This is a genomic window from Micromonospora globispora (genome assembly GCF_003857015.1).
GTDB classification, from domain to species: Bacteria; Actinomycetota; Actinomycetes; order Mycobacteriales; family Micromonosporaceae; genus Micromonospora; species Micromonospora globispora.
This window is the reverse complement of record NZ_QGGF01000297.1, coordinates 1-25,932: the sequence shown is the minus strand read 5'-3', so window position 1 is coordinate 25,932 and position 25,932 is coordinate 1. Positions and strand designations below refer to the sequence as shown.

Below are 25,932 nucleotides of genomic sequence, written 5' to 3'. Positions count from 1 at the left end.
CCGCCTGGGCGTCCTCGCACTGACCGGCCGCCCCGTGGCGGCCTTGATCCGAGCCAGGCTGCGCTTGCCGAGCCGCCGCGGACTCCTGCCGATCCTGCCGGCCTGACCGCACCAGTGCTGGCCGACACCGGCCGGCTGATCGCCCGGCGGGCAGCGAGCATGGGGTTGTCGCGCTGGTCATGGGGCGAAGGCGTAGTCATGCACGCCGCCCTCACCCTGGCCGACGCCCTCGGCAACCCCATACCCACATTCGTGACAGCGTTCGTCGACGAGCACCTCGCCGCGGGTGTCGACATTGCGCACGTCAACGACCTGGCCCTCGGTGCCACGTGTGCCGACCTGTGGCTGGCCACCGGCGAGCCCCGCTACCGGGAGGCGTGTGAACAGCTCTTGGGCTGGCTGCGCAATGATGCCGGGGTAACTCGCGCCGGCAACGGCGCCATCGAACACTGGCCCGGCGGTGTGTGGGCCGATACCGTCTTCATGGCGGGGATGTTCCTCATCCGCTACGGCCTTGCCGTCGACCGCCCCGACCTGGTCGCCGAGGCCGGCGAGCAACTCGTCGCGCACGCGCAGATGTTGCAGCACCCCGGCACCGGGCTGTACGCGCACGGCTCCCACCTCGGTGAGACGATCTGGTGCTTCTGGGGTCGGGCGAACGCCTGGACAGCGCTGGCCGCAGTGGAGTTCCTGGCAGCGGCCCGCCGGCTGCAATACCCCCGCGTGGCCGACCTCGCCGAGTCCGTCACCGCCACCCTGGAGCGCCAACTCCTCGCGCTTGCGGACTGCCAGCCCGAGCACGGCGTATGGGACGTGCTCGTCGACGGCCAGGAGGAAAACCGCGGCATCGTCGAAACGTCCGCCGCAGCGGGAATCGCCTCGGCGATGCTACGCGCCGCCAGCCTCGGCATCGCCCCCGCCCGCACCCGGCAATCAGGCTGGCAGGCCATCACCGGCGTGCACGCCTACGTCGAACCCGACGGGACACTGGCCCGGACCAGCGCCGGCACCGTCCTGCAGCTCATTCCCTTCGGCTACTCGGTCATTCGCAGCGACCGGATCCAACCCTGGGGTCAGGGCCTGGCGATGCGCGCCTACGCCGACGCCCTCACCGACCTGACGACCCACAAGAAAGCACCCCAACCGTCCTGAGAGGGGCTCGATGCGCACCCGGTACGCCACCAACCCAGAGCAGATACCCACCTTCGACACGGAAGCCCTGCGCAGCCACTATCTGGTCGAGGACCTCTTCCCGACCGACCGGGTGGACACCGTGTACAGCCACGAGGACCGGCTGGTCGTCGGCGGTGTAGCGCCGCAAACGGGCACGCCGGTCCGGCTCGAGTCGCCCGACGCGTTGCGGGCTGACTTCTTCCTGCAAAGACGCGAAGCTGGCGTGGTCAACGTCGGCACCGGCGCGGGCGTGGTTGACGTCGACGACACACGGTACGAGTTGGCCCCCAAGGACGTGCTCTACATCGGGCGGGGCACCCGCAACATCTCGTTCAACGGCAGCGGAGAAGCGGCGTTCTATCTGGTCTCGACACCCGCGCACGCCAGCCATCCGACCCGTCACGCCACACTCGCCGACGCAACCCCGGTGTCGCTCGGTGAGCAGCGCACGTCCAACGAGCGCACCATCTACAAGTTCATCCACGACGAGGGCATCCAGAGCTGCCAACTCGTGCTGGGAGTCACCGAACTGGCAGCCGGCAGCATGTGGAACACCATGCCCGCGCACATCCATGACCGACGTACCGAGGTGTACCTGTACTTCGGCCTCGAACCTGACCAGCGGGTCGTGCACCTCATGGGCGAGCCGCATCAAACACGCAACCTCATCGTCGCCGACCAACAAGCGGTCATCTCCCCGTGCTGGTCCATCCATTGCGGATTCGGAACCGCCAACTATGCCTTCGTCTGGGCAATGGGCGGCGAAAACACCGACTACGGCGACGTCGTTCCAGCCCCGATAACGCAGCTGCGATGACCCGGCTATTCGACCTGACCGGTCGCACCGCCATGGTCACCGGAGCCCGAAGCGGCATCGGCCGGGCAATCGCGATCGCGCTCGCCGAGGCCGGCGCCGACCTCGTGTTGCACGGTCACCGCGACGACCTTGACGATACCGAGACTGCCGTCAAGACCACCGGCCGCCGGGTCCGCCGCTGGGTGAGAGACATGTCGCATCCTGACGGCCTGGCCGAGGAAGCGGCCGCGTTGGTACGTGAGGAACCGGTCGACATCCTTGTCAACAACGCCGGCATCATCCGACGAGCACCGGCTCTCACAGTCGACATGTCGCAGTGGCGAGACGTACTCACCGTCAACCTCGACGCCGTGTTCACACTCACCCGCGCCGTCGGCGCACCGATGGTGGACCGCGGGCGAGGGAAGGTCATCACGATCGCGTCCCTGCTGTCTTTCCAGGGCGGCCTCAACGTCGTCGCGTATACGGCCAGCAAGCACGCGGTGGTGGGCATGACCCGGGCGCTGGCGAACGAATGGGCGCCGCACGGCGTCCAGGTCAACGCCCTCGCACCCGGATACATCGCCACGGGCAACACCGCGCCGCTGCGGGCCCACCCCAGCCGCGAGCCCGAGATCCGTGCCCGGATCCCCGCCGGTCGCTGGGGTACGCCCAACGACCTCGCCGGCGCGGCGGTCTTCCTCGCCTCGGCGGCCTCGGACTACGTCTGTGGCCACGTCCTCACCGTGGACGGCGGATGGCTGGGTCGTTGAGCGACAGAAATGGCAGACGCCGAGCCGGCCGCCCGTTCACCAGGCGTCGCCGGGATCATGGAGGAGCCGCGACCATGAGCTAGGCGAGGGATGTGCTCAGCAAGGCCTGTACCTACAGCACCGGCTAAGGCCACCGCACCCCTGGCCGCCGCCGCAGTCCTTAAATCACAGCGGCTACCAGGTCCTGCTGGTCGCTGTAAAGCATTGGGAATCGGTTCGTGTCGATCCGCCCACATAGGGGCTTTTACCGCCGACCCATGGACTGTGGGAAGCGGATCGGGAGCGGCCGGGGTGTGACCGAGGCCAGGCTTGTCCGCAACGGATCCCGCTGCGCCCGGCAGCGCATGATCATGATCAGGAGGGCGAACGACCTGCGGAATCAGTACTGCGCGGTTGACCGACGACAACCCGGTACGGGGCCCCGGTCCGGGGGAGCCCGTTGGGAGCAGCTGGGCGTATTGAACGGCTTGGAACTGCATCCAAGCGCACCATGGCGCGCAACTGCACCCGCCCCTACCTGCGGTTTTCCATTTCGGGACTGCCCCGGGTTTGGTTGACTCGGGGGGTTGAGTGGGTCAGGCCGCGTGTGCGGGCTGTTGATTGTCTCAAACTCGATGGGCGTGAGCTTGCCGAGGCGTCGTTGCCGTTGGCGGCGGTGGTAGGTCCGTTCGATCCAGGTCACGATCGCCGGGCGCAGCTCCTGGCGGGTTGCCCAGCTTTGCCGATCGAGGACGTTCTTCTGCGGCAGGGCGAAGAACGACTCCATCGCGGCAGCCACCGCAGCTTGACCTGTGGTGGACGGGGCGACGGTGCTGACCGTGTCGGCCTGAGCCCGGGCGGCCGACGGCGGGGTGGGCGCGCTGATCACCAGGCGCAGGGCGCGTAGTCCTTCAGGAAGCAGCCGTAGAGGTCTTCGCCCTGTTCGCCGCGGACGATCGGGTCGTAGACCCGGGCCGCGCCGTCGACCAAGTCCAGCGGGGCGTGGAAGCCGGCGTCCGCCAGCCGCATCTTCGTCGGGTGGGGCCGCTCGTCGGTGATCCAGCCGGTGTCGACGCTGGTCATGAGGATGCCGTCGGCCAGCATCTCCTGGGCGCTGGTCCGGGTCAGCATGTTCAGCGCGGCCTTGGCCATGTTGGTGTGCGGGTGCCCCGGCCCCTTGTGGCCGCGGGCGAACTGGCCCTCCATCGCCGACACGTTCACCACGTACTTGCGGCGGGCGGTCGCTGCGGCCATCGCCGGTCGCAGCCGGCTGACCAGCACGAACGGCGCAGTCACGTTGCACAGCTGCACTTCGAGCAGCTCGATCGGGTTCACCTCGTGCACCCGCTGCACCCAGCTGTTGACCGGGTCGAGGTCCGGCACCAGACCGCCGGCGTCGATGGCGGTGGCTGCCGCGATCCGTTCCGGCGAGGCGGAGCCGCTGGTCAGCGCCAGCGCGGTGAGCGCGTGCGGGGGGATCGCGGCCGACTGCGGCGGGACGGCCCGCTGCCGGAGATGATCACGTTCGCCAAACCGGCCGTCCGGCAGGGCCGCCGCCTCCGCGGCGACGAGCTGCGCGTACGCCCCGGGCGTGCGGCGGACGGTCTGCGCCGCGTTGTTGATCAGGATGTCGAGTGGTCCCTGGCCGCTGACCGAGTCAGCGAGGGCGATCACCTGGGCGGGGTCGCGCAGGTCGATCCCGACGATCCGCAGGCGGTGCAGCCAGTCCCCGCTGTCCGGCATCGCGGCGAAGCGGCGGACCGCGTCGTGGGGAAACCGCGTGGTCACCGTGGTGTGCGCGCCGTCGCGCAGCAGCCGCAGCGCGATGTACATGCCGATCTTCGCCCGGCCGCCGGTGAGCAGCGCGCGCCGGCCGGTCAGGTCGGTGCGGGTGTTCCGGCGCTCCCGGTTGAGCGCGGCGCAGGGCGGGCAGAGCTGATGATAGAAGGCGTCCACCTCGCGGTAGCGCTGCTTGCAGACGTAGCAGCCGCGCGGATTGTGCAGGAAGCCGGCCGTGGCACCCACGGTGGGGGAGGCGAGCGGGACGCCCTGGGTCTCGTCGTCGATCCGACCCGGGGCGCCGGTGGCGGTGGCCGCCGTCACCGCGCGGTCGGCCGCCGCGATGGCATCCCGCCGTTCCTCGCGTCGCCGCTGCTTGATCACCTTGTAGAGCTTCGCGGTGGCCCGCTGCACCCGCACCACGTCGGGGTGATCGGGAGGCAGGTCCTCCAACGCCTCAAAGACGCTGAGGCAGGTCTCCAGCCGGCCGCGGTCAATGCCGTATTGACCGTTTTTCGCAATGTTGTCCGCCGTCATGCCGCCGCTGTCTCATCCCGTTCCCTGCGCCGGATCTTGCCCGGCCCACCCCAAGTCCGACCCGGAACTGTACGCACCGCACGGCCTCCGACGCATCCCGCGTCGGCTCATCAGCCCAAAGACCGTCGAGGCCAACCTCACCCGGGTCTACCGAAACTTTGCATCTCCAGCCACGCCGAACTCGGGGCGACCATGGGCAGGCCAGCCCGCGCCGTCACCGGAGTCGATTCCCGTATGACGGCACGACGGCCTGCTCCTGTGCCGGCTACTTGCCGACCAGCGCCGCACCCATAACCCCACGGTGCGCGCTGAGATCAGCTTCAGCGCGCACCGTTTGTGTGGCGTGGAGATCGGCTTCGACACGCGTCCGCTCCGCCTGGGTTTGGACGATCCAGCCGATAACCACCGCCGGGTCGGCTCCGGCGTCGAGGGCTGCTCGGTAGCGCTCAAGCTTGGCGTCGCAGTCGGCGATGGTTGCCCGGGCTGCGGTGCCGAGGGCGGGTAGATCATCAGTGGCCTGGGTGTTAGCCATAGCGCTGATCGTCCGTTCGATGCGGTCCGGGGCGAAGTACGGAGCGGCCCTGGTGAGTGTCAATGGCATGAAGTCGCGATTTCGCGACGGTTTCCGCGCGCGTTTCGCCCGCCGGACGGTCGCCCCTGGGGCGCCGATGGCGAGCGTTCTGTGCTCTTCTGCGGCTTTAAGGAGCCTGCCGTGAGTTGGAACGCTTCGACGGGCACCGCCGTCCAGGCGAGGCGTGGGCGCGGCGGTCAGCGCGGCGCTGCGCAGCTGTCGCGCTCGGTGAGGGTCGGCGCGAGGAGCCGGGTCTGTGCGCCGTGCCGGCCCTCGAGCAGGTGCATGACCATCTCCACGGCGAGCGCCCCGAGATCCTGGGCGGGTATGTCTAGCGGGGCGAGCGCCGCCTCGTTGTGCGCCACGAGGCCGGTCACCCCGGGCAGCTCCGCGCGGATGTCGGGCAGGCAGGCGGCCGCGCCCTCGAACGTCGGCTCGCATGCGTGCGCGACCGACGCGAGCCTGAAATGCGCCGCCGCGTCGTTGAAGCCGGCGAGGAACCGCGCCGCGTAGCTCGTTCCGCGCTGGTATACGGCCGGTGGCGGGCCGACCAGCGCGACCGAGCGGTGGCCGTGCTCGGCCAGGTGCTGCACCCCGGTGTACCCGGTCGCGGCGAAGTCCAGGTCCACACAACTGATGCCGGCGGGCCGGTCGGGCAGGCCGATGAGCACCGCGGGCTGGCGCAGCCCGCGCAGCACCGGCACGCGTACGTCTCCGGCCTCGACGTCCATGACGATCAGCGCGTCCACCATCGCGCTGCCGGCGACGCGGTCCAGCCCGGCCGCACCCTCGTCCTTGGTGAGCAGCAGCACGTCGTGGTCGTAGGATCGGGCGGCGGTCACCACCGAGGTCACGAACTTCATGATGACCGGCACGTTGACGTCCCTCCGCAGCGGCGCCACCAGCGCGAGCACGTTCGTGTGCCGGCTGGCTAGGGCGCGCGCGCCGGCGTGCGGCCGGTAGCCCAGCTGGGCGATGCTCTCCTCCACCCGGGCGCGGGGTGGCCGGCGAGATCGGCTGGCGCCCGCTCAGCACGTACGACACCGTGCTGGTCGAGGCGCCCGCCATGCGGGCGACATCGGCGATCGTGACCCCTCATCCTCCATGGTCGAATCTTCCGCAGCAACGCCTCCAACTCCGCGACCCGCCGCGTCAACACCTCGATCCGCGTATCCCGCTGCGTCAGCGCCTCCTCCAACCGGGCAAGCCGCTCAAGCAGCTCCACAGTGGAAGGAAAACCAGACACGCCGGCAAGGATGCCCCAACCACCCACCAAGACGGCAGCGGTCCAACCGGAAGCGACCCTTGAGGACGGCGACCTCGGCGAGCCTCGAGCGGGTGGCGGCAGAGATCATGCAGCTCGAGGGCAAGATCGACGAGTTCGTCCGTGATCTGGGCCCTCACCGCCTGGCGACTATGGCGCTGCGGGACAGTCGAGATGAGGCGCGCGAGGTCATGGCCTCAATGCGGGCGAACGACGTTCGAGAGGCGAAGCCGACGCCCGTGCGCGTGGAGAGCGACGACCGAGGCGTGGACCTGCTGGCACTGCAGGCCATCGGAGCCATCACGCTGGCGCTGCCGGCTGTGCTCCCCATCGGTCACGTCCTGGCGACGTGGTCCCTCACCCTCATGCCATCTCTCAGCGCCGCTGTCGATCTCGGGCTCCAGCGCCGCGGTGTACCAGGCACGCAGCCGCTCGGGGTCGGTGCTGGCGAGCAACATGCTGTCCAAGCTGGGTGATGCCGTCGTTTCCTCCTTCGCGCGCCCCCGGCTCGGGACGTCGCTGTTGTGGGTGCTGTCACGTGCACGGACCACTCGCATCGTGAAAACCCATCGGTCGACCGAGTTGGGAGCCGGACCGTCGGCAAGATCCTTTTGTGAAAGCGTTCCCACACAATGTTTCCGCAGGTCAGTGCCGAATTCGATGGACTTTCGGGCAATCACTTGCGGGTGACCCCATTGTGTCCGGCATCACACAGGCTTAACATTTGCCTAATCGAAGCGGTTCGACGATGCGGTTCGACGGCGCGCCCGATCCATACCCAGGGGAGGGAGTGCGATGTCAGCGACACCCCTATGCCTCCGGGTACGGGCGGCCGGCTCGGGGGAACCACAGGTGCCCGCAGGCTCTCGGGCGCGACCTGACGTGAGACTTCAGACCCCCCTTGGAGGAACCCGATGTTCAAGAGAAGTAGGCGTGCGGCGCTGCTGGCGGCGCTCGCCGCGGGAAGCCTGGCGTTGACCGCCTGCGGCGGCGGTGACGACGGCTCGAGCGGCTCTGCCAAGGAGCTCAAGCTCTGGCACTACGAGGGCCCCGACAGCGCGATGGGCGTGGCGTGGAACCAGGCCATCAAGGAGTTCGAGGCCTCGCACCCCGGCGTGAAGGTCAAGTTCGAGGAGAAGGGCTTCGAGCAGATCCAGAAGACGGCGCCCATGGTCCTCAACTCCAAGGATGCTCCAGACATCATGGAGTACAACAAGGGCAACTCCACCGCGGGCCTGCTGTCCAAGCAGGGGCTGCTCACGGACTTGACGCCGCAGGTGACTAAGCGAGGCTGGGACAAGCTGCTCGGCCCGACCATTCAGACCACCGCCAAGTACGACGCGAAGGGCGTCATGGGCGGTGACAAGTGGTTCGGCATCCCGAACTACGCCGAGTACCTGCAGGTCTACTACAACAAGGACATGTTCGAAAAGAACAACCTCAAGGTCCCCACTACCTTCGACGAGTTCGTCACGGCGCTCGACACCTTCGCCAAGAAGGGGATCACCCCGCTCAGCAATGCGGGCGCGGAGTATATGGCGCAGCAGTACCTCTACCAGCTCGCGCTGACCAAGGCCGACCAGACCTGGGTCAACAACTTCGAGCGCTACACCGGCAAGGTCGACTTCCACGACGCAGCCTGGACCTACGGCGCGACCACCTTCGCCGACTGGGTGAAGAAGGGCTACATCGCCAAGAACTCGGTGAGCATCAAGGCCGAGGACGCGGGGACCACGTTCATCTCCGGCAAGTTCCCGATGATGTTCTCCGGCAGCTGGTGGTACGGCCGGTTCCAGAAGGAGATCAAGAACTTCGAGTGGGACACCTTCCTGTGGCCCGACACCAACCTGACCCTCGGCTCGAGCGGCAACCTCTGGGTGGTTCCGCAGGGTTCCAAGAACAAGGACCTGGCCTACGACTTCATCGACATCACGATGAAGAAGGGCATCCAGAACACGCTCGGCAACAACGGCGGCGTGCCGGTGGCCGCCGATGAGGCGGGCGTCACCGATGCCAAGAGCAAGGAACTGATCAAGAACTTCACCACCCTCACCGGTAAGAACGCCCTGGCGTACTACCCGGACTGGCCGGTGGCGGGCTTCTACGACACGTTCGTGACGCAGACCCAGAAGCTCATCAACGGCAGCGCGACGCCCGACAAGGTCCTGACCGACCTGCAGAAGGCCTACGACAGCGGCCTGCCCAAGTGATGGCCGACTACTAGAGATCTGAGAAGCATCCTCGTGGGAGCAGTGCGCCCGCCTGCGCACTGCCCCTGCGAGGCGGCAAAAGGCCGTCTCGTGAAAGGCACGGCATGACACGACCAGCGAGCGCGACACCGGCGTCGCCACCGGTGGCGGGGCGACGGCCGCCGCCCACGCCACCGAAGCCCCCCCGGACCGGGCGGTCGCGTGATCGCGCGGCATACTGGCTCTACCTGCTCCCCGGACTGCTGCTGTTCGTCGGCGTCATCGGCGTGCCGTTCATCATGAACATCGGCATCAGCTTCACCGAGTGGCCGGGGATCGGCACTCCTAAGTGGACGGGCCTGGACAACTACAAGGCGCTGTTCTCGGACGGGGAGTTCTGGGCTTCCTTCCGCAACAACGTGGCGCTGATCATCGCGATGGCGATCATCCCGACGTGTATCGGGCTTGTGCTGGCGGCGGCGCTCACGGACTTCATCGGTAAGAAGTTCGGTCCGCGTACGGCCAGCGTGCTGCGCGCCTGCATCTACCTGCCGCAGCTGCTTCCCGTCGTGCTCGTCGGCATCGTGTGGAGCTGGCTTCTGGCTCCGGATAACGGCGCCGTCAACGAGATGTTCAAGGCCGTCGGCCTGGACTCACTCGCGCACGACTGGCTGGGTGACCCCAAGACCGCCATATGGAGCGTCATGGTGGTCATGGTCTGGATCCAGATCGGCTTTCCCCTGGTCATCTTCATGTCGGGTCTTCAGCGGGTCGATCCCTCGCTCTACGAGGCGGCTGAGATCGACGGCGCGTCGTGGTGGCGGCGGTTCTGGCACCTCACGATCCCGCAGATCCGGCCGGAGACCTACGTGTGCCTGCTGTGGTGCACCATCGCCTCGCTGAAGGTCTTCGGGCACATCTACGTACTCACCAAGGGTGGGCCCGGCGGGGCGACGAACGTGCCGGCGTACTACTCGTTCCAGAACTTCTTTGACAAGACCGAAGTGGGCTATGGGTCGGCGATCGCCACCATTCTCACTCTGATCATCGTGGCGCTGACGGTCGTCTTCCTGCGCGTACAGAGCAAGGACCTGGGGGAGGAGCAGTGACCGCTACTTCGGTCGAACCACCAATCAAGGCGCCCATCAGAGCGAGGCGACGGCGTGACCCGTCGAGTTACGTCGTCCTGGCGGCGCTGATCGTGCTCGTTCTCGTGATGCTGATCCCCTTCGTGATCGTTGTCTTCAACGCGCTGAAGACCCCCGAGGAGTACTCAACGAACGGTCCGCTCGCCGTGCCCGATGGCATCCATCTGCAGGGCTTGAAGGACTTCTGGGAGCGCGTCGCTTTCGGCGAGAAGCTCCTCAACAGTGTCATCATCAGCGGCTCTGTCGCCGCCTTCGCGGTGATCCTGTCGGTTCTGAACGCCTACGCCCTCGGCATCGGCCGGATCACGGGCCGGCTATGGATTCTCGTCCTGTTGCTCATGGCGAACACGCTGCCGCAGGAGGCGTTGGTCTACCCGCTTTACTACCTGTCGAAGCAAGTGGGCCTCTACGACACCCGCCTTAGCGTGATCATCATCTTCACCGTTATCCAGAGCGCCTTCGGGACCTATCTCCTGTCGTCGGTCCTCGGTTCCTTCCCGCGGGCGTTGCTCGAGGCGGCGCGGATGGACGGGGCGAGCACGTGGCAGGTGCTGTGGCGGATCGTCGTCCCGGTCACCCGCCCGACCGTCGCCGTGCTGCTGGTCTTCTTCTTCATCTGGACCTGGAACGAGTTCCTGATTCCGCTCGTGTTCCTGACTTCGAATGAGAACCAGACGGTCTCGGTTGCCCTGGGTGTTCTGCAGGGCCAGCGACTCATGGACGCCACGATGTCGAGCGCCTCGGCACTGCTCGGCATCATCCCGACGGTCATCTTCTTTCTGATCTTCCAGCGGACCCTGACCCGCGGCCTGACAGCGGGCGCGATCAAGTGAGCTCAGCCCCTTCGAGCGTGAGAGGTACTCCCCGTACATGAAGTTCACCGATGGCTACTGGCTGATGCGGGAGGGCGTGCATGCCGTCCACCCGGTCGAGGTTCTTGACGCGACGACCGGGCCCGGATCGCTGACGGTGCACGCGCCCGTCAAGCGGATCCAGCATCGAGGTGACCTGCTCGAGGGTCCGGTCGTCACGATCGCGTGCACGAGCCCCGTGCCGGAGGTCATCGGTGTCAAGATCACCCACTTTGCGGGAGAGGCGCGACGGCCGGAGTTCGAGCTGCAGGACAGGCCCGCCGAGGTGGAGATCTCGGTGGACGACGAGGCCGCTGTCCTCACCTCGGGTGAGTTGTCCGTACGGATCGACCTGGGCGACCAGTGGCGCGTCGACTTCCTGGCCGACGGTCGTACGCTCACCACGAGTGGATCGACGGCCATGGCTGTCATCGACACCGACGACGGCAAGCACTACGTGCGGGAACAGCTGGATCTCGGCGTCGACCACCACGTCTACGGGCTGGGTGAACGCTTCGGGCCGCTGGTCAAGAACGGCCAGGTCGTCGATGTCTGGAACGCCGATGGCGGCACCGCCAGCGAGCAGGCATACAAGAACGTCCCGTTCTTCCTCACCAACGCCGGCTACGGCATCTTCGTCAACCACCCTGGGCATGTGTCCTTCGAGGTCGCCTCGGAGGCGGTATCGCGGGTGCAGTTCAGCGTCGAGGGCCAGTCGATGGAGTACTTCATCATCTACGGTCCGACGCCGAAGGAGATCCTGCGCAAGTACACCGCGCTGACCGGGCGTCCCGCGCGGCTGCCCGTGTGGTCGTACGGCCTGTGGCTGTCCACCTCGTTTACCACGTCGTACGACGAGGCGACGATGACCAGCTTCATTGACGGGATGGCCGAGCGGGATCTGCCGCTGTCGGTCTTCCACTTCGACTGTTTCTGGATGCGCGAGTTCAACTGGTGTGACTTCGAGTGGGATCCGAGGACCTTCCCCGACCCGCCCGGGATGCTCAGGCGGATGAAGGAGCGGGGACTGAAGATCAGCCTGTGGATCAACCCGTATATCGCGCAACGCTCGCCGCTGTTCGCGGACGGTCAGGCCAGGGGCTACCTGCTCAAGCGGCCGAATGGGGACGTGTGGCAGTGGGACCTGTGGCAGCCGGGCATGGCGGTGGTCGACTTCACCAACCCCGAGGCCCGGGAGTGGTACGCCTCGAAGCTGGACGCGCTGCTCGACATGGGCGTCGACTGTTTCAAGACCGACTTCGGCGAGCGCATCCCGACCGACGTGGTGTACTTCGATGGCTCCGATCCGGAGCGGATGCACAACTACTACACCTACCTCTACAACCAGACGGTGTTCGACCTCCTCCGTAAGCGCCGCGGAGAGGCCGAGGCGATCGTCTTCGCGCGCTCGGCCACGGCGGGCACCCAGCAATTCCCGGTCCACTGGGGCGGCGACTGCGAGTCCACCTTCAAGGCGATGGGTGAGAGCCTGCGCGGCGGCCTGTCGCTCGGGATGTCGGGCTTCGGCTACTGGAGCCACGACATCGGGGGCTTCGAGGGAACCCCTGACGCCGCCCTGTTCAAGCGGTGGATTGCGTTCGGCCTGCTCTCCTCGCACAGCCGGCTGCACGGCAGCCACTCCTACCGGGTGCCGTGGCTGTTCGACGAGGAGTCCGTCGACGTGCTCCGGCTGTTCACCAAGCTGAAGCTGCGGCTCATGCCGTACATCACCGGAGCGGCGCGGCAGGCCTACACCGAGGGTCTGCCGATGATGCGGGCGATGGTCGTCGAGTTCCCCGACGATCCGGCGTGCACGCATCTGGAGCGGCAGTACATGCTCGGCGACGATCTGCTCGTCGCACCCGTGTTCTCCGAGAGCGGTGAGGTCTCCTACTACGTGCCCGAGGGGACGTGGACGCACTACCTCACGGGGGAGCAGGTCGCCGGGCCACGGTGGGTCCGCGAACGTCATGGCTTCGACAGCGTGCCGCTGCTCGTACGACCCGGTGCGGTGCTTCCGGTGGGCGCGGTCGACGACCGGCCCGACTACGACTACGCCGACGGTGTCACGCTGCGTGTGTACGAGTTGCCCGACGGTGCCCATGTCGCGACCGAGATCCCGGCGCCGACCGGGGAGACCGCTGCGACGTTCATGATCTCCCGCGAGGCCGACGTCGTACGGGTCGAGGCGACGGGCGCCGCAACAGGCTGGCAGGTCCTCCTCGTCCGTGTACGGTCGGTCGGGTCCGTCGAGGGGGGCACGGCCACCGAGCACGAACAGGGCGTACTCGTCCAGGCCGCAGAGGACACGCTTGTCGTCAGGGGGGTCGCATGAGCGCGAACACGAATACGGTCTTCCCGGAGGGCTTCCTGTCGGGCGCGGCCACTGCCGCGCACCAGATGGAGGGCGCGGTGGAGGAGGACGGCCGGACCGCGTCGATCTGGGACACGTTCAGTCATACGCCAGGCAAGGTGCTGGCCGGTGACACCGGCGACGTGGCGACCGACCATTATCACCGGTGGCAGGAGGACGTCGAGGCGATGAGCGCCTTGGGCCTGGGCGCCTACCGGTTCTCGATCTCCTGGCCGAGGGTGCCGGGTCGCATATCTGCATGACCATCTTGAGGCGCTCGGCCGGTCCATCGATGCCGGAGTGGATGAGAGGCCATTTCGCCTGGTCTCTGCTCGACAAGTTCGAGTGGGCGTACGGCTACTCAAAGCGTTTTGGCATCATCCATGCCGACTACGAGACGCAGCGGCGCACGTGGAAGGACAGCGCCTTATCGGGACATCATCTCCGCCCATGCCATTGTGTCGGAGGTGTGACCCGTTTAATATTCAGTTAATCGAAACGCTTCAAATAGGGGTGGTTCGTGGTCAAGATCACTGACGTGGCGCGCCATGCGGGCGTGTCGCCGAGCACGGTCTCCTATGTGCTGAGCGGCAAGCGTTCCATCTCAGAGGAGACCCGGCGCCGGGTGGGGGAGAGCATCCGGGAGCTGGGCTACCGTCCGCACGCGGGGGCCCGCGCGCTGGCGAGCAATCGCTCGAACGTGCTCGCGTTGGTGATCCCGTTGCGTTCCGGTATCCACGTCCCGGTGGTGATGCAGTTCGCGGTCTCCGTGGTGACCACGGCCCGTCGGCACGATCATGACGTGCTGCTGCTCACCCAGGAGGAGGGCGAGGAAGGGCTGCGCCGGGTCGCCGGCAGTTCCCTGGTCGACGCGCTCATCGTGATGGACGTCCAGATGCGCGACGCGCGCATCCCGTTGCTGCGCACCCTGGACCGGCCCGCGGTGCTCATCGGCTTCCCCGCAGAATCCGCCGGGCTCACCTGCATAGACCTGGACTTCAAGGCGGCCGGTGAAGTCTGTGTCGACCATCTGGCCGATCTCGGGCACCGCTGCGTAGGGCTAATCGGTTCACCGTCCGAGGTCTACGAGCGGGAGACCGGGTTCGCGCAGCGGACCGCGGACGGTTTCATGGCCGCGGCCCGCCGCTATGGCCTCACCTCGACGCTGCACCCGTGCGAGGCGACTCCCGACGCCGCCCGTGCGATGGTCGCGACGCTGCTCGACGAGCACCCTGACCTGACCGGGGTGGTGGTGCACAACGAGCCGATCGTCGCACCGATCGTGGACGCGTTCCGGCGCGCCGGTCGGCGGGTTCCCGACGACCTGTCGGTGGTCGCCATCTGCCCCGACGAACTCGCCGAGCACGCCGAGTTGCCGCTCACCTCGGTCGCCATCCCGGCCGAAGAGGTGGGAAAACGGGCCGTCGAACTGCTCATGGAAAAGCTGGACGGGCATGAGGTACCGGAGGCAACGCTGCTGCCGCCACGCCTGACTCAACGCGCCAGCACCGCCCCGCACGTCAACAAAGTTTAAGGAGAACGGGACCTAATAATGTCTATTATCGAGCAGAATCGAAGCGCTTCGACTCTTGCGCTGATAACACACTCTGCTGATTGATCGTCCGCATTAGATAACTGCTGACGGCCAACAGGAATATCGGGCGATGGGCTCAACAGTTTCAGTGCAGTGCTTCACCTATCGAGGAGGACACAATGAAACCCACCCATCGGGCGGCCCGTTCACCGGGCCGATTCCGCAGATCACTGGTACCGACCATGATCACGACCGTGCTGGCCCTGGGTCTGGCCGCCCCGGCGAACGCCCAGGAGAGCTACCCCTTCCAGAACCCGGATCTCTCGTTGAGCAAGCGGGTCGACGATCTCCTCGGACGACTGACCCTGGATGAGAAGATCTCGCTGCTGCACCAATACCAGCCGGCCATCCCCAGGCTGGGCATCAAGGCCTTCAAGACGGGCACCGAAGCGTTGCACGGCGTCGCGTGGACCAGCGACGCCTCCGGCAACCAACTGCTGGCCAAGGGCACGGTGTTCCCGCAGGCCATCGGGCTGGCCAGCACGTGGGACCCGGAGTTGATCAAGCAGGTCGGCCGGGCGACCGGTGTCGAGGCGCGCGGTTACCACGCCACCAACGATGAGCGGATGCTGTGGGGCCTGAACATGTGGGCCCCGGTCACCAACCTGCTGCGCGACCCCCGCTGGGGCCGCAACGAGGAGGGTTACTCCGAGGACCCGACGCTGACCGGCGCGATCGCCACCGCGTATGGCAAGGGCCTGCAGGGCGGCAATCCCAAGTACCTACTGACCGCGCCGACGCTCAAGCACTATCTGGCGTACAACAACGACGACGGCCCCGCCGGCTCGGGGCTGGACCGGGACACCACCGACTCGCAGGTGCCCGAGCGCGTGCTGAACGAATACGACCGGGAGGCGTTCCGGCCGACCCTGGCGGCCGACGCGGCGACCGGCGTGATGACCTCCTACAACCTGGTCAACGGGCGGCCCGCGACCGTCAGCGCCGACCTGAACACGGTGGTTCGCTCGTGGACCAAGAAGCCGCTCTTCCACGTTACCGACGCCTACGCGCCCGGCGGTCTGAGCGAGTCGCAGAAGTACTACGCCAACGACGCCGAGGCGTTCGCCGCCGTCGTCAAATCCGGCAACGACAGCTTCACCATCGGCAACGGCGACAACAGCAGGACGGTCAACGCGATCAAGAACGCGCTGGCGCAGGGGCTGCTCACCGAGGCCGACATCGACGCAGCGGTGCGCGACGCCCTCAGCATCCGGGTCCGGCTCGGCGAGTTCGACCCCGACGGCGGCCCGTACGCCAAGATCACCTCGTCGGTGATCGGCAACACCGCACACAAGAAGCTGGCCCGGCAGACCGCCGCCGATGCGCAGGTGCTGCTGAAGAACTCCGGCATCCTGCCCCTCGACGCGGCCAAGACCAAGAAGGTCGCCGTGGTCGGCCCGCTGGCCAAGGTCCTCTACCGGGACTGGTACTCCGCGGAGCTGCCGTACAAGGTCACCCCGGTGGACGGTATCAAGGAGCGGCTCGGCTCCTCCGGCAGCGTGACCGACAGCGAGGGCGCCGACCGCATCGCGCTCAAGGACGTCGGTTCCGGTAAGTACGTCACTGCGGGGACCGGTGACGGCGGTGCGCTGCTCAAGGCGACTGCCGCCACGGCGGGCGCTACCGAGCAGTTCGACGTCTTCGACTGGGGCCAGGGCATCGTCACCCTACGCGCCGTCGCCAACGGCAAGTTCGTCGGGCGCTACAACTGGGGCTCCAACTTCGCCAACGACCAGTCTGAGCCCAACGGCTGGTTCGTCCAGCAGATCTTCAAGCTGGAGAAGCAGGACGACGGCAACTACCTGCTCCGCTACGCAGGCTACGAGAAGGCCTACGGCTGGGCCGATCCGTCGACCGTCTACGCGAAGGTCGCCGACGACGGCACCTTGCAGCTCGCCACCAAGGCGGACGCCACCAAGTTCTCCAAGGAGGTGGTCAGCAGCGGTGTCGATGAGGCGGTCAAGGCCGTGACGGGTGCCGACACAGCGGTGGTGGTGGTCGGCAGCAACCCGTGGATCAACGGCCGTGAGGACCACGACCGGACCACCATGGTGCTCGCGGAGGGCCAGGAGGAGCTCGTCAAGGCGGTGCGTAAGGCCAACCCGAACACGATCGTGGTGGTGGAGAACAGCTACCCGACCACCCTCAACTGGGAGCAGGCCAACGTTCCGGCCATCCTGTGGACCACGCACGCGGGGCCGGAGACCGGGCATGCACTGGCCGACGTGCTGTTCGGGGACGTCAACCCGTCCGGGCGGCTGACCCAGACCTGGTACAAGTCCGACGCCGACCTGCCGAGCATGTTCGACTACGACATCATCAAGTCCAACCGGACCTACCTCTACTACCAGGGCACCCCGCTCTACCCGTTCGGGTACGGCCTGTCGTACAGCACTTTCAGGTACGGCACGCCACGGCTGTCGGCCGGCCAGGTCGGTGCCGGCGGCACCGTCACGGTGAGCGTCGATGTCACCAACACCAGCAAGGTCGCCGGAGACGAGGTGGTCCAGCTCTACACCCACCAGCGGACCTCCCGCGACAAGCAGCCGGTCAAGCAGCTGCGCACCTTCGCCAAGGTGCACTTGGGCGCGGGCCAGACCAAGTCCGTGCAGCTCCGGCTGAAGGCGGCCGACCTGGCGCACTGGGACGTCACCCGCGGCAATTGGGTGGTGGAGTCGTCCTCCTATGACGTGCTCATCGGCTCCTCCTCCGCCGACATCCGCCAGCGGACGACGCTGCGGGTCAACGGTGAGAAGATCCCCGCCCGGGACCTGTCGAAGACGACCCAGGCGATTACATTCGACGACTACTCCGGGGTCAAGCTCGTCGACGAGTCCAAGGCGGCCGGCACCGCAGTCGGCGGCGCCACCGGCGACTGGATCAAGTTCGCGGACGCCGACCTCGGCTCTGGACTGAAGGGCTTCAACGCCCGGACGGCGAAGGCCGACGCGGGCGACGGGTCGGTCCAGATCCGGCTCGACGGCGCGAACGGCCCGGTCGTCGGCACCGTGAGCGTGCCGTCCACCGGAGACAAGTACACCTACCGGGACGTCACCGCCGCGGTCACCGGAGCCACCGGCCGGCATGACGTCTACCTCGTGTTCAGCGGAGACCTCCGGCTGAGCACGTTCTCCTTCACCAAGTAGTCGCAGACCGGCGCCCCGCCCCCCGGGGGTGGGGGCGGGGCGCCCCCATCGGCCCATCGAGAACCCCTCATCCAGATTTTCATTGGGGAATCTCCTCCGCGGTGCCACAGGGTCAACGTCATTGCCGAACGCAGACGCGTGATCACCAGCCTCGACGTCGCCGCCGAGGCGGGAGCCGACACTCCGCTCGACAAGCACCTCACCGTCGAGGTCACCGACGGCGTTCTCGACCTGGAGTTCGTCCCCCACGTCGGCGACGCCACCATCTCCGCCATCACCGCCACTCAGATCCCCGGCCAGTAAACGACAGGACCACTTCTGCAAGATCACCACCCAGTTGTCGTGATCTTGCAGGAGTACCCCTGGTCCCACCCTCGGAAAAAATCTAGGCATGAGAGGTAGCTCCCGAAGATCTGTCTCGATCCTGCTCGCCATCATCACCGCGATCGCTGCTGTGCTGACGGTGACCGTCCCGGCGGCGACCGGGGCCACGGCGAAGGAACATCAGGTCACCTATGACAGGTACTCGCTGAAGGTCGATGGTCAACGAGTCCTGTTGTGGTCGGGGGAGTTCCACTACTTCCGGCTGCCCAGCCCCGATCTGTGGCGCGATGCCCTGGAGAAGATCAGGGCCGCCGGGTTCAACGGTGTCTCCCTCTACTTCCACTGGGGCTATCACTCGCCGAAGGCGGGAGGTCTATGACTTCACCGGGGTGCGGGACGTCGACAAGCTGCTCAGCATCACCGAAGTCAGTTCTTGCCGCCATCGATAGGCCAAGCGGCTGTCCGGCCGGCGCGGGTCACACCGCGTTGCTGCCGTCGGGCTTCGGCCTTCCGACAGGTGGCACCTCGGTTCGGGAGCGGCCGGAGGAGGTCGACCCCTAGGGGTTTCGGGCAGTGGTGTCGGTGCGTACTGCCGATGTCGGGACGCTTGGGTAGGCGGGAACATAACCTGGTCCATTGGGGCTTGGACGTGCCAAAACGGGGGGATCATGACCAGGTCGGTCGCGAGCTTGATCACAGGACGCAAGACGAAGTACCTCATCATCGTGTTCTGGCTGGCTCTCGTCGCGCTGGCTGGGCCGCTTGCCGGCAAGCTCACCAGCGTCGAGGACAACGAGGCGAAGTCCTGGCTGCCGGGTAGCGCGGAGTCGACCCAGGTGCTCGACCGGCAGGCGGCGTTCGCGTCGCCCGACACGATCCCGGCCGTTGTCGTCTACCAGCGGGCCTCTGGACTGACCGAGGCCGACCGGGTGAAGGTCGCGTCCGATGCGCACAGGTTCGGCCAGCTGGCCGAAGTCGACGGCCAGGTCGGCGGCCCGATCTTCTCCGGCGACGGTCAGGCGGCGCAGATCATCGTCCCGCTCAATCTCGGCCCTGAGGGGTGGGACAAGGCGGGCGACATTGTCACCTCGATGAAGGACGTCGCGAGGGCCGGTGCCAGCGGGCTGTCGGTCCACGTCACGGGGCCCGCTGGCAGCGCGGCGGACTCCAGCGAGGCCTTCGCTGGCATCGACGGCAGGCTGCTGTTCGCCACGATCGGTGTGGTCGTGGTGATCCTGTTGTTCACCTACCGCAGTCCCGGGCTGTGGCTGCTGCCCGTCGTCTCGGCCGGCGTCGCGCTGACCACCGCCCAGGCGGTCATCTACCTGCTGGCGAAGAACGCCGGCCTCACCGTCAACGCGCAGAGTGCGGGCATCCTGACCGTGCTCGTGTTCGGCGCGGGCACGGACTACGCGCTGCTGCTCGTGGCGCGGTACCGCGAGGAGCTGCGGCGCCACTCAGACCGGCATGAGGCCATGGCAGTGGCGCTGCACCGCGCCGGCCCGGCGATCATCGCGAGCGCCGGCACCGTCGTGATCGGCATGCTGTGCCTGCTCTTCGCTGAGACCAACTCCACCAAGGGCCTCGGCCCGGTCGCCGCGATCGGCGTCCTGGTGGGGCTCGCGGTCATGCTGACCCTGCTCCCGGCCATGCTTGTGACGGTGGGCCGCTGGATCTTCTGGCCGGCGCGGCCCCGGTTCCGTTCCGCGGAGCCCACCATTACCGGGTTGTGGGCCAAGATCGGCAAGCGGATCGCCAACCGCCCCCGGCTCACCTGGGTCGCCACCGGCCTGGCACTGGCCGTAATGGCGTTGGGTCTCGTCCAGCTCGACGCGACCGGGCTGACCAACCAGGAGACCTTTCGCGGCAACCCGGACTCGATCGTGGGCGAGGAAGTGCTCGCCCGGCACTTCCCGGCCGGTGCAGGCAACCCGGTCGTCGTAATCAGCAAGGCGGAGCAGGGCGCAGCGGTGAAGGCGGCGCTCGCGTCGACTGAGGGCATCGACCCGGCGTCGGTCAGCGAACCCGTCGCCAAGGGTGGCCTCGCCTATGTCGTGGGTACCCTCAACGCCGCGGCCGACAGCCCGGCGGCCTACGACACGGTCGACCGGGTACGCGACCGCGTGCACGCCGTGCCCGGCGCGGACGCTCAGGTCGGCGGCAACACCGCGATCAACCTCGACCTGCAGCGGGCGGCCCGGTACGACCGCAACCTGATCATCCCGATCGTGCTCGTCGTGGTCCTCGTCATCCTGGCGCTGCTGCTGCGAGCCATCGTCGCGCCGTTGGTGCTGGTAGCGACGGTGGTGCTGTCGTTCGGTGCCGCCCTGGGCGCGAGCGCGCTGGTCTTCCGGCACATTTTCGGCCTCGACGGCGCCGACACGTCGTTGCCACTGTTCGTGTTCGTGTTCCTCGTCGCACTGGGCATCGACTACAACATCTTCCTGATGACCCGGGTACGCGAGGAAACCGCGAGGTACGGCACCCGGCGCGCCGCACTCATTGGCCTCGCCGCGACCGGTGGCGTGATCACGTCCGCGGGTCTCGTCCTCGCCGGCACCTTCGCGGTGCTGGCCACCCTCCCGCTGACCGCCTTCGCCGAGATCGGCTTTGCGGTGGCGTTCGGCGTCCTGCTCGACACGATCATCGTCCGGGCGGTCCTGGTCACCGCGCTGAACCTCGACATCGGACGGCACACGTGGTGGCCCAGCCGGCTGGGCAAGATCGCCGACGTGGAGCCCGCCGAGGCGGCCCAGCAACCAAGCGAGGTCCCCGCCTGACTGAAGGCCAACTCGAAGCCGGTAGTGGCACGAAGCTGCTGCCAGCCCTGCGGCGTCCAGCCGACGTACTTGCCGCCGACGCGTGCGGCCCTGCCAGCACCAGCTCGTGCCGTCGACATCTCAAGATAACGGCAGTTCAGCTGCCAACGTGATCATGTATTTAGGGTTCAACTCGCCCTTCGGACACAAACCATTACCCCAGGGTGCGCGCTGAGATCCACTGCAGCGCGCACCGTTTGCGTTTCAGGCTGGTAGGTGAGCCGGAGCCCGAGCTGCCGGTAGAACTCGGCCTTGTCGGCGGGGTCGGCGTCGCGGAGCACGGCGGCGACCAGGTCGTCGACCTTGCGGGTGGACACGCCGTGCAGGTAGGCCTCCATCACCACCGCGAACAACGCCTGGTCCACCCGCCGGCGCCGCTCAAGGAGGCTGGGAAAGAACGAGCCGGTGCGCAGTTTCGGGATCCGCAGGTCCAGGTCCCCGGCCGTCGTGGTCAAGGTGCGCGGGCGGTGGCCGTTGCGCTGGGTCACCCGAGAATCTGTGCGCTGATGCGGGGCGGCGCCGATCACCGCGGTCAGCTCCGCCTCGATCAACGCCTGATACATCGTCTCCGCGGCCTGCCGGACACGATCATTCACCTCCGCTGCCTTGAGTGCATCCAGCACCTCCAACAAGGCAGACTGGTCCAGGGTCATCGCGTACTCCGTCCTCTGCGTGTTCTTGGTCGTTCACACAGAGGCTCACGCGATGACCCACCTCTATCTCGACGGCACGCCGAAGGAGCTCAGCTTCTACACCACCCGGCGGGACGCAACCTGATCCCACCACCATACGGCTGGCGGCCGAACCCGGCGACGTGCTACCCACGCCACCCCGGGCCACCGGCCGCCTTGCCGTGACAGGGACAACACCTCCGTTTTTGACCGTTGCCGGGGACTTTTCGGTCCTCGTCGGCGACTATCGACAGGACCCGGCCGCTGCCGGGCCACGGTTCCGTGCGTCCCGGCTCGGGCGCCAGGTGGGAGACAGCCAGAGATGTCCGTGACACGCCAGCGAGCGGCAACTGTCACCGCAGTCGTGATCACCGCACTTGTCGCAGCGCCCGGAACGGCCTGGGCGCACGGGGTCAGCGGGACCAGCGACAGCGCCGGCGGGTTCGTCTGGCTGGGCACCAAGCACATGCTCGCCGGGTGGGACCATCTGCTCTTCGTCGGTGGGATCCTGCTGCTGGCCGGCGAGATGCGACACGCGGCGAAGCTGATCTCGCTGTTCGCGCTCGGGCACAGCGTGACCCTGTTCACCGCCACGGTCGCCGATTGGCATGTCAACCCGGTCCTGGTGGACATCGTCGTGGCGTTGAGTCTGGTGTTCGTCGGCGTGGTCGGCCTGCGTGGTCGGCCCAAGGAGTGGGCGTGGTTCGCCGCAGCGGTGCTCGCCTTCGGGCTCGCTCACGGCCTGGGGCTGTCGACTCGGCTGCAGGCGATCGGGTTGCCGTCGGACGGGATGATCCCGCGGGTGCTGGCCTTCAACATCGGCGTTGAGATCGGGCAGCTGGTGGCGGTGCTGGGCATGTTCATGCTCGGGGATGTGCTGAGCCACTACATCCCGCCGCTGCGCAACCCGCGGCTGTCCCACGCGGCACTCGTCGCCGCGGGGGCCGTCGCCGCAGCGGTGCTCGCGGTGAGCTCCGGCGGACAGGCGCTGCGGCCGGTGCAGGCGGCAGCCGCCTGTGGCGGCGAGCACGGCCAGGCGTGTGTGGCAGCCGCGCCGACGACCGCCGACACCCAAGCCAGGTAGGTCAGCCGCCGCGACAACGAGTCAGTCGTGCTCGGGAGCGCCGGTCACCCGGTGCGAGGCGGCCTGTATGACCTCGGACACCAGCCGGCGCACGTGCCCGCCGCGGGCCCGGTAGAGGGCGCGGCGGCCGTCGCGGCGCATGATGACGAGGCCGGCCAGGCGGAGCTTGCCCAGATGCTGTGACACCGCCGGCCGCGCTACGCCCAGCGCCTGCACCAGGGTGGTCACGTCGTGTTCGCCGGTGCTGAGCAGACACATCAGCCGTAGCCGGGTGCCGTCGGCGAGCATGCGCAGCATGTCGGTCGCCGCTTCTACCTCCTCGTCGCTCGGAAGGTGTTGTTGCAGGTCATTGGCATCTGCAACGTTGTCGCGTGCGTACATGGGCACATATTATCCGGGTGGGAACCGGCGGGGAATGAGTACGCCGGCCGAACCTGGGGGAGTCTGAGCCTGTGCAGGACCAGCAGCACGACCACGACGCGGCGCACCGCCACGGGCACACGGGAGGCCACGACCACAGCCATGGTCACGGCCACGAACACGAGCATGACCATGACCACGACCACGACCCCGGTCGGGGACCCCGGTCGTGGTGGCACCGCCTGCGTCACGTGCTCGTCCCGCACTCGCACGACACCGCGGCGAAGGTCGACCCGGCGCTGGAGTCCTCCAGAGAGGGCCTGCGGGCGCTGTGGATCTCCCTGGTCGGCCTGGGCGCCACCGCTGTGGCGCAGGCGATCATCGTCGTCCTGTCCGGGTCCGTGGCCCTGCTCGGCGACACCCTGCACAACGTCGCCGACGCCCTGACCGCCGTCCCGCTGGGTATCGCGTTCCTGCTCGGCCGGCGGGCGGCGACCCGCGCCTACACCTACGGCTTCGGCCGGGCCGAGGACCTCGCCGGCATCGTCATCGTTGTCGTGATCGCCGCCTCCGCGGTCGCCGCCGGCTGGACCGCCGTCACCCGGTTGCTGCACCCGACCGGGGTCACCCACCTGCCGTGGCTGCTCGCCGCGGGGATCGTCGGGTTCGCGGGCAACGAACTCGTCGCCCAGTACCGGATCCGGGTGGGTCGACGTATCGGATCGGCGGCGCTGGTGGCCGACGGCCTGCACGCCCGCACCGACGGCTACACGTCCCTCGCCGTGGTCTTGGCGGCTCTCGGTGCCTGGGCCGGCTGGCGGTGGGCGGACCCGGTCGTCGGCCTGGTCATCGCGGTGGCCATCGCCTTCGTGCTCAAGGACGCCGCCCGGGAGGTGTACCGGCGGCTAATGGACGCCGTCGACCCGGCCCTCGTCGACCAGGCCGAGACCACCCTGCGGGCGGTGCACGGGGTCCGCGACGTCCCCGCCGTCCGGTTGCGGTGGATCGGCCACCGCCTCCACGCCGAAGCGGAGCTGGTCGTCAACGCGGACCTGAGCCTGGTCGCCGCGCACGAGATCGCCGCCGACGCCGAGCACCAGCTCACCCATGCCGTGCCGCGGCTGACCAGCGCCACCGTCCACGCCGACCCGGACACGCACGCCGGCGCGCACCACCACCCCGACCTGTCCCACCAGCGCCGCAACGTCCCGCCGACGAGCTGACCGGTTGGGATGCCGGGCCCCGGGTGACTAGCCTGCCCTGAGCACGTGCGACGGGAAGGTGGTCACGGGATGGGCGCAGTGCACGGCGACCGGCGTACTCCGCCGGCGTCCCGGCGGGTGCGCCGCCTCGTCGCGGCGGTGATCGTCCCAATGATCGCGGCGACCGTGGTCGCGCTGGCGATCTTGTGGCCGCGTGAGGCCACCCCGACCGACCCGTCCGGCGCCAACGACCGCCGGCTCGGCACCGTCACCGCGATGCAGCTGCGGGAGTGCGCGCCGGACGAGGTCGTGGAAACCCCGACCGGCATCAAGGTGAGCCGCTGCGGAGTCGTCACGGTCCGCATCACCGAGGGCGCCGAGGCCGGCCGTACCGTAGAGACCCAGGTGCCGGATGGGCCGGGCGCCCCGACCGTCGACATCGGCGACGACGTCGTGGTGCTGGTCCTGACCGATCCGGCCGACCCGTCCAGCCAGCAGTACGCCATCAGCGATCACCAGCGCGGGGTGCCGCTGGTCTGGCTGACCGTGCTGGTCGCCGCCGCGGTGATCGGCTTCGGCCGGCTGCGAGGCGCGGCCGCCCTCGCCGGGCTCGCGGTCACCTTCGCGGTGGTGCTGCTGTTCGTCCTGCCGGCCATCGTCGCCGGTCAGCCACCCCTGCTGGTGGCGGTGGTCGGCTCCGCCACGATCATGTTCGTGGTGCTCTACCTGACCCACGGGGTGTCGGTGCGCACGTCCGTGGCGGTGCTGGGCACCCTGGCCAGCCTGGTCCTGACCGGCGTGATGGCGGTGCTCGCCATGCGCGTCACCCATATGACCGGCTACGGCAGCGAGGACGCCAGCACCCTGGGCATCTTCTACCAGAACGTCGACCTGCACGGGCTGCTGCTGGCCGGCATCATCATCGGCTCCCTCGGCGTGCTCGACGACATCACCGTCACCCAGGCCGAGACCGTGGCGGAACTCGCAGCGGCCAACCCCGCCATGTCACGACGAGGGCTGTACCGGGCGGCGACGCGCGTCGGCAGGGCCCACATCGCCTCGGTGGTCAACACCATCGTCCTGGCGTACGCGGGCGCGTCCCTGCCCGTCCTGGTCCTGATCCTCGGCAGCGGCCGAGGGATCGCCGAGACGCTAAACAGCGAGTTCATCGCGCAGGAGATCGTCCGGTCCCTGGTCGGCACCCTCGGCCTGGTGGCGGCGGTGCCGCTGACCACCGCCCTGGCCGCCCTCGTCACGGCCGGCCGCAGCCGGAAGCCCGTGACCGACCCGACGGGGGAGACGCCACCGCGCCCCCGCCC

Annotated in this window: 21 protein-coding genes and 3 pseudogenes; 18 read left to right on the top strand and 6 right to left on the bottom strand. The window is 67.9% G+C overall.

Features of this window, described 5'->3' with window-relative positions:
* Nucleotides 1-114 precede the first annotated feature (114 nt).
* Genes DKL51_RS14745 through DKL51_RS14735 form a run of 3 tightly spaced genes read left to right on the top strand, consistent with a single transcriptional unit; the run spans nt 115 to nt 2,742 of the window.
* Nucleotides 115-1,152: a glycoside hydrolase family 88 protein gene (locus tag DKL51_RS14745; protein WP_165823133.1), complete on the top strand. Its 1,038-nt coding sequence runs from the start codon at nt 115-117 to the stop codon at nt 1,150-1,152.
* A 10-nt stretch (nt 1,153-1,162) separates the two neighbouring features.
* Nucleotides 1,163-1,990 carry a 5-dehydro-4-deoxy-D-glucuronate isomerase gene (gene kduI / locus DKL51_RS14740; protein ID WP_109945151.1) on the top strand — a complete coding sequence of 276 codons (828 nt, stop codon included), beginning with the start codon at nt 1,163-1,165 and terminating at the stop codon, nt 1,988-1,990.
* Nucleotides 1,987-2,742 (top strand): SDR family oxidoreductase, encoded by a 756-nt coding sequence (locus tag DKL51_RS14735; RefSeq protein ID WP_109945150.1) that lies wholly within the window; start codon nt 1,987-1,989, stop codon nt 2,740-2,742. The genes kduI and DKL51_RS14735 overlap by 4 nt, the downstream gene beginning before the upstream one ends.
* A 595-nt stretch (nt 2,743-3,337) precedes the next feature.
* On the opposite strand, the pseudogene DKL51_RS14730 reads toward DKL51_RS14735, so the two are convergent.
* The 4 genes and pseudogenes from DKL51_RS14730 to DKL51_RS14715 all read right to left on the bottom strand — a co-directional run.
* Nucleotides 3,338-3,532: pseudogene (locus DKL51_RS14730) on the bottom strand (IS3 family transposase); the annotation flags it as partial.
* Nucleotides 3,533-3,606: 74 nt separating this feature from the next.
* Complete coding sequence (locus tag DKL51_RS14725) at nt 3,607-5,037, bottom strand: SDR family NAD(P)-dependent oxidoreductase (RefSeq protein ID WP_124812170.1); 1,431 nt, start codon at nt 5,035-5,037, stop codon at nt 3,607-3,609.
* Nucleotides 5,038-5,302: 265 nt separating this feature from the next.
* A complete protein-coding gene (locus DKL51_RS14720) occupies nt 5,303-5,569 on the bottom strand; it encodes a hypothetical protein (protein WP_123809680.1) in 267 nt (88 codons plus the stop codon).
* A gap of 236 nt (nt 5,570-5,805) precedes the next feature.
* A complete protein-coding gene (locus DKL51_RS14715; RefSeq protein WP_243422426.1) occupies nt 5,806-6,597 on the bottom strand; it encodes a LacI family DNA-binding transcriptional regulator in 792 nt (263 codons plus the stop codon).
* Nucleotides 6,598-6,946: 349 nt separating this feature from the next.
* On the opposite strand from DKL51_RS14715, the gene DKL51_RS34940 reads away from it, so the two are divergent.
* From DKL51_RS34940 to DKL51_RS14660, 12 genes and pseudogenes are all read left to right on the top strand, one after another.
* Nucleotides 6,947-7,348, top strand: a complete 402-nt coding sequence (locus DKL51_RS34940; RefSeq protein ID WP_185734804.1) for a hypothetical protein — start codon at nt 6,947-6,949, stop codon at nt 7,346-7,348.
* A gap of 438 nt (nt 7,349-7,786) precedes the next feature.
* Nucleotides 7,787-9,082 (top strand): ABC transporter substrate-binding protein, encoded by a 1,296-nt coding sequence (locus tag DKL51_RS14705; protein ID WP_109945147.1) that lies wholly within the window; start codon nt 7,787-7,789, stop codon nt 9,080-9,082.
* A gap of 278 nt (nt 9,083-9,360) precedes the next feature.
* Nucleotides 9,361-10,170: a carbohydrate ABC transporter permease gene (locus tag DKL51_RS14700; RefSeq protein ID WP_260428489.1), complete on the top strand. Its 810-nt coding sequence runs from the start codon at nt 9,361-9,363 to the stop codon at nt 10,168-10,170.
* The gene (locus DKL51_RS14695; RefSeq protein ID WP_243420808.1) at nt 10,167-11,042 is read left to right on the top strand and encodes a carbohydrate ABC transporter permease; all 876 of its coding nucleotides are present in this window, start codon (nt 10,167-10,169) and stop codon (nt 11,040-11,042) included. Before DKL51_RS14700 ends, DKL51_RS14695 begins: the two co-directional genes overlap by 4 nt.
* Nucleotides 11,043-11,079: 37 nt before the next feature.
* Entirely contained in the window at nt 11,080-13,395 is a 2,316-nt protein-coding gene (gene yicI / locus DKL51_RS14690; RefSeq protein WP_109945145.1) for an alpha-xylosidase, read from the top strand.
* Nucleotides 13,392-13,655: pseudogene (locus tag DKL51_RS14685) on the top strand (family 1 glycosylhydrolase); the annotation flags it as partial. The gene yicI and the pseudogene DKL51_RS14685, both read left to right, overlap by 4 nt.
* A 17-nt stretch (nt 13,656-13,672) precedes the next feature.
* Nucleotides 13,673-13,906, top strand: a complete 234-nt coding sequence (locus DKL51_RS37165; RefSeq protein WP_109945144.1) for a family 1 glycosylhydrolase — start codon at nt 13,673-13,675, stop codon at nt 13,904-13,906.
* Nucleotides 13,907-13,933: 27 nt separating this feature from the next.
* Nucleotides 13,934-14,947 carry a LacI family DNA-binding transcriptional regulator gene (locus tag DKL51_RS14675; protein WP_109945143.1) on the top strand — a complete coding sequence of 338 codons (1,014 nt, stop codon included), beginning with the start codon at nt 13,934-13,936 and terminating at the stop codon, nt 14,945-14,947.
* A 242-nt stretch (nt 14,948-15,189) separates the two neighbouring features.
* Entirely contained in the window at nt 15,190-18,153 is a 2,964-nt protein-coding gene (locus tag DKL51_RS14670; protein ID WP_185734803.1) for a glycoside hydrolase family 3 protein, read from the top strand.
* Between the two features lie 138 nt (nt 18,154-18,291).
* Nucleotides 18,292-18,456 carry a hypothetical protein gene (locus tag DKL51_RS34935; protein ID WP_165823132.1) on the top strand — a complete coding sequence of 55 codons (165 nt, stop codon included), beginning with the start codon at nt 18,292-18,294 and terminating at the stop codon, nt 18,454-18,456.
* Between the two features lie 88 nt (nt 18,457-18,544).
* On the top strand, nt 18,545-18,856 hold the full coding sequence (locus tag DKL51_RS14665) for a beta-galactosidase (RefSeq protein ID WP_311768048.1): 312 nt from the start codon (nt 18,545-18,547) through the stop codon (nt 18,854-18,856).
* A gap of 289 nt (nt 18,857-19,145) precedes the next feature.
* The gene (locus DKL51_RS14660) at nt 19,146-21,257 is read left to right on the top strand and encodes an MMPL family transporter (protein WP_124812169.1); all 2,112 of its coding nucleotides are present in this window, start codon (nt 19,146-19,148) and stop codon (nt 21,255-21,257) included.
* Nucleotides 21,258-21,574: 317 nt separating this feature from the next.
* Here the strand turns inward: DKL51_RS14660 and DKL51_RS14655 are convergent.
* Nucleotides 21,575-21,949 (bottom strand): annotated as a pseudogene (locus tag DKL51_RS14655) (transposase); the annotation flags it as partial.
* A gap of 382 nt (nt 21,950-22,331) precedes the next feature.
* On the opposite strand from DKL51_RS14655, the gene DKL51_RS14650 reads away from it, so the two are divergent.
* On the top strand, nt 22,332-23,051 hold the full coding sequence (locus tag DKL51_RS14650) for a HupE/UreJ family protein (RefSeq protein ID WP_165823131.1): 720 nt from the start codon (nt 22,332-22,334) through the stop codon (nt 23,049-23,051).
* A 21-nt stretch (nt 23,052-23,072) separates the two neighbouring features.
* Here DKL51_RS14650 and DKL51_RS14645 read toward each other — a convergent pair whose 3' ends face one another.
* Entirely contained in the window at nt 23,073-23,432 is a 360-nt protein-coding gene (locus tag DKL51_RS14645) for an ArsR/SmtB family transcription factor (RefSeq protein WP_109945139.1), read from the bottom strand.
* Between the two features lie 230 nt (nt 23,433-23,662).
* Here DKL51_RS14645 and DKL51_RS14640 point away from each other — a divergent pair, with 230 nt between their 5' ends.
* On the top strand, nt 23,663-24,634 hold the full coding sequence (locus tag DKL51_RS14640; RefSeq protein WP_260428490.1) for a cation diffusion facilitator family transporter: 972 nt from the start codon (nt 23,663-23,665) through the stop codon (nt 24,632-24,634).
* Between the two features lie 69 nt (nt 24,635-24,703).
* Nucleotides 24,704-25,932: YibE/F family protein (locus DKL51_RS14635; RefSeq protein ID WP_148097788.1), on the top strand; the 1,229-nt coding region annotated here is incomplete at its 3' end.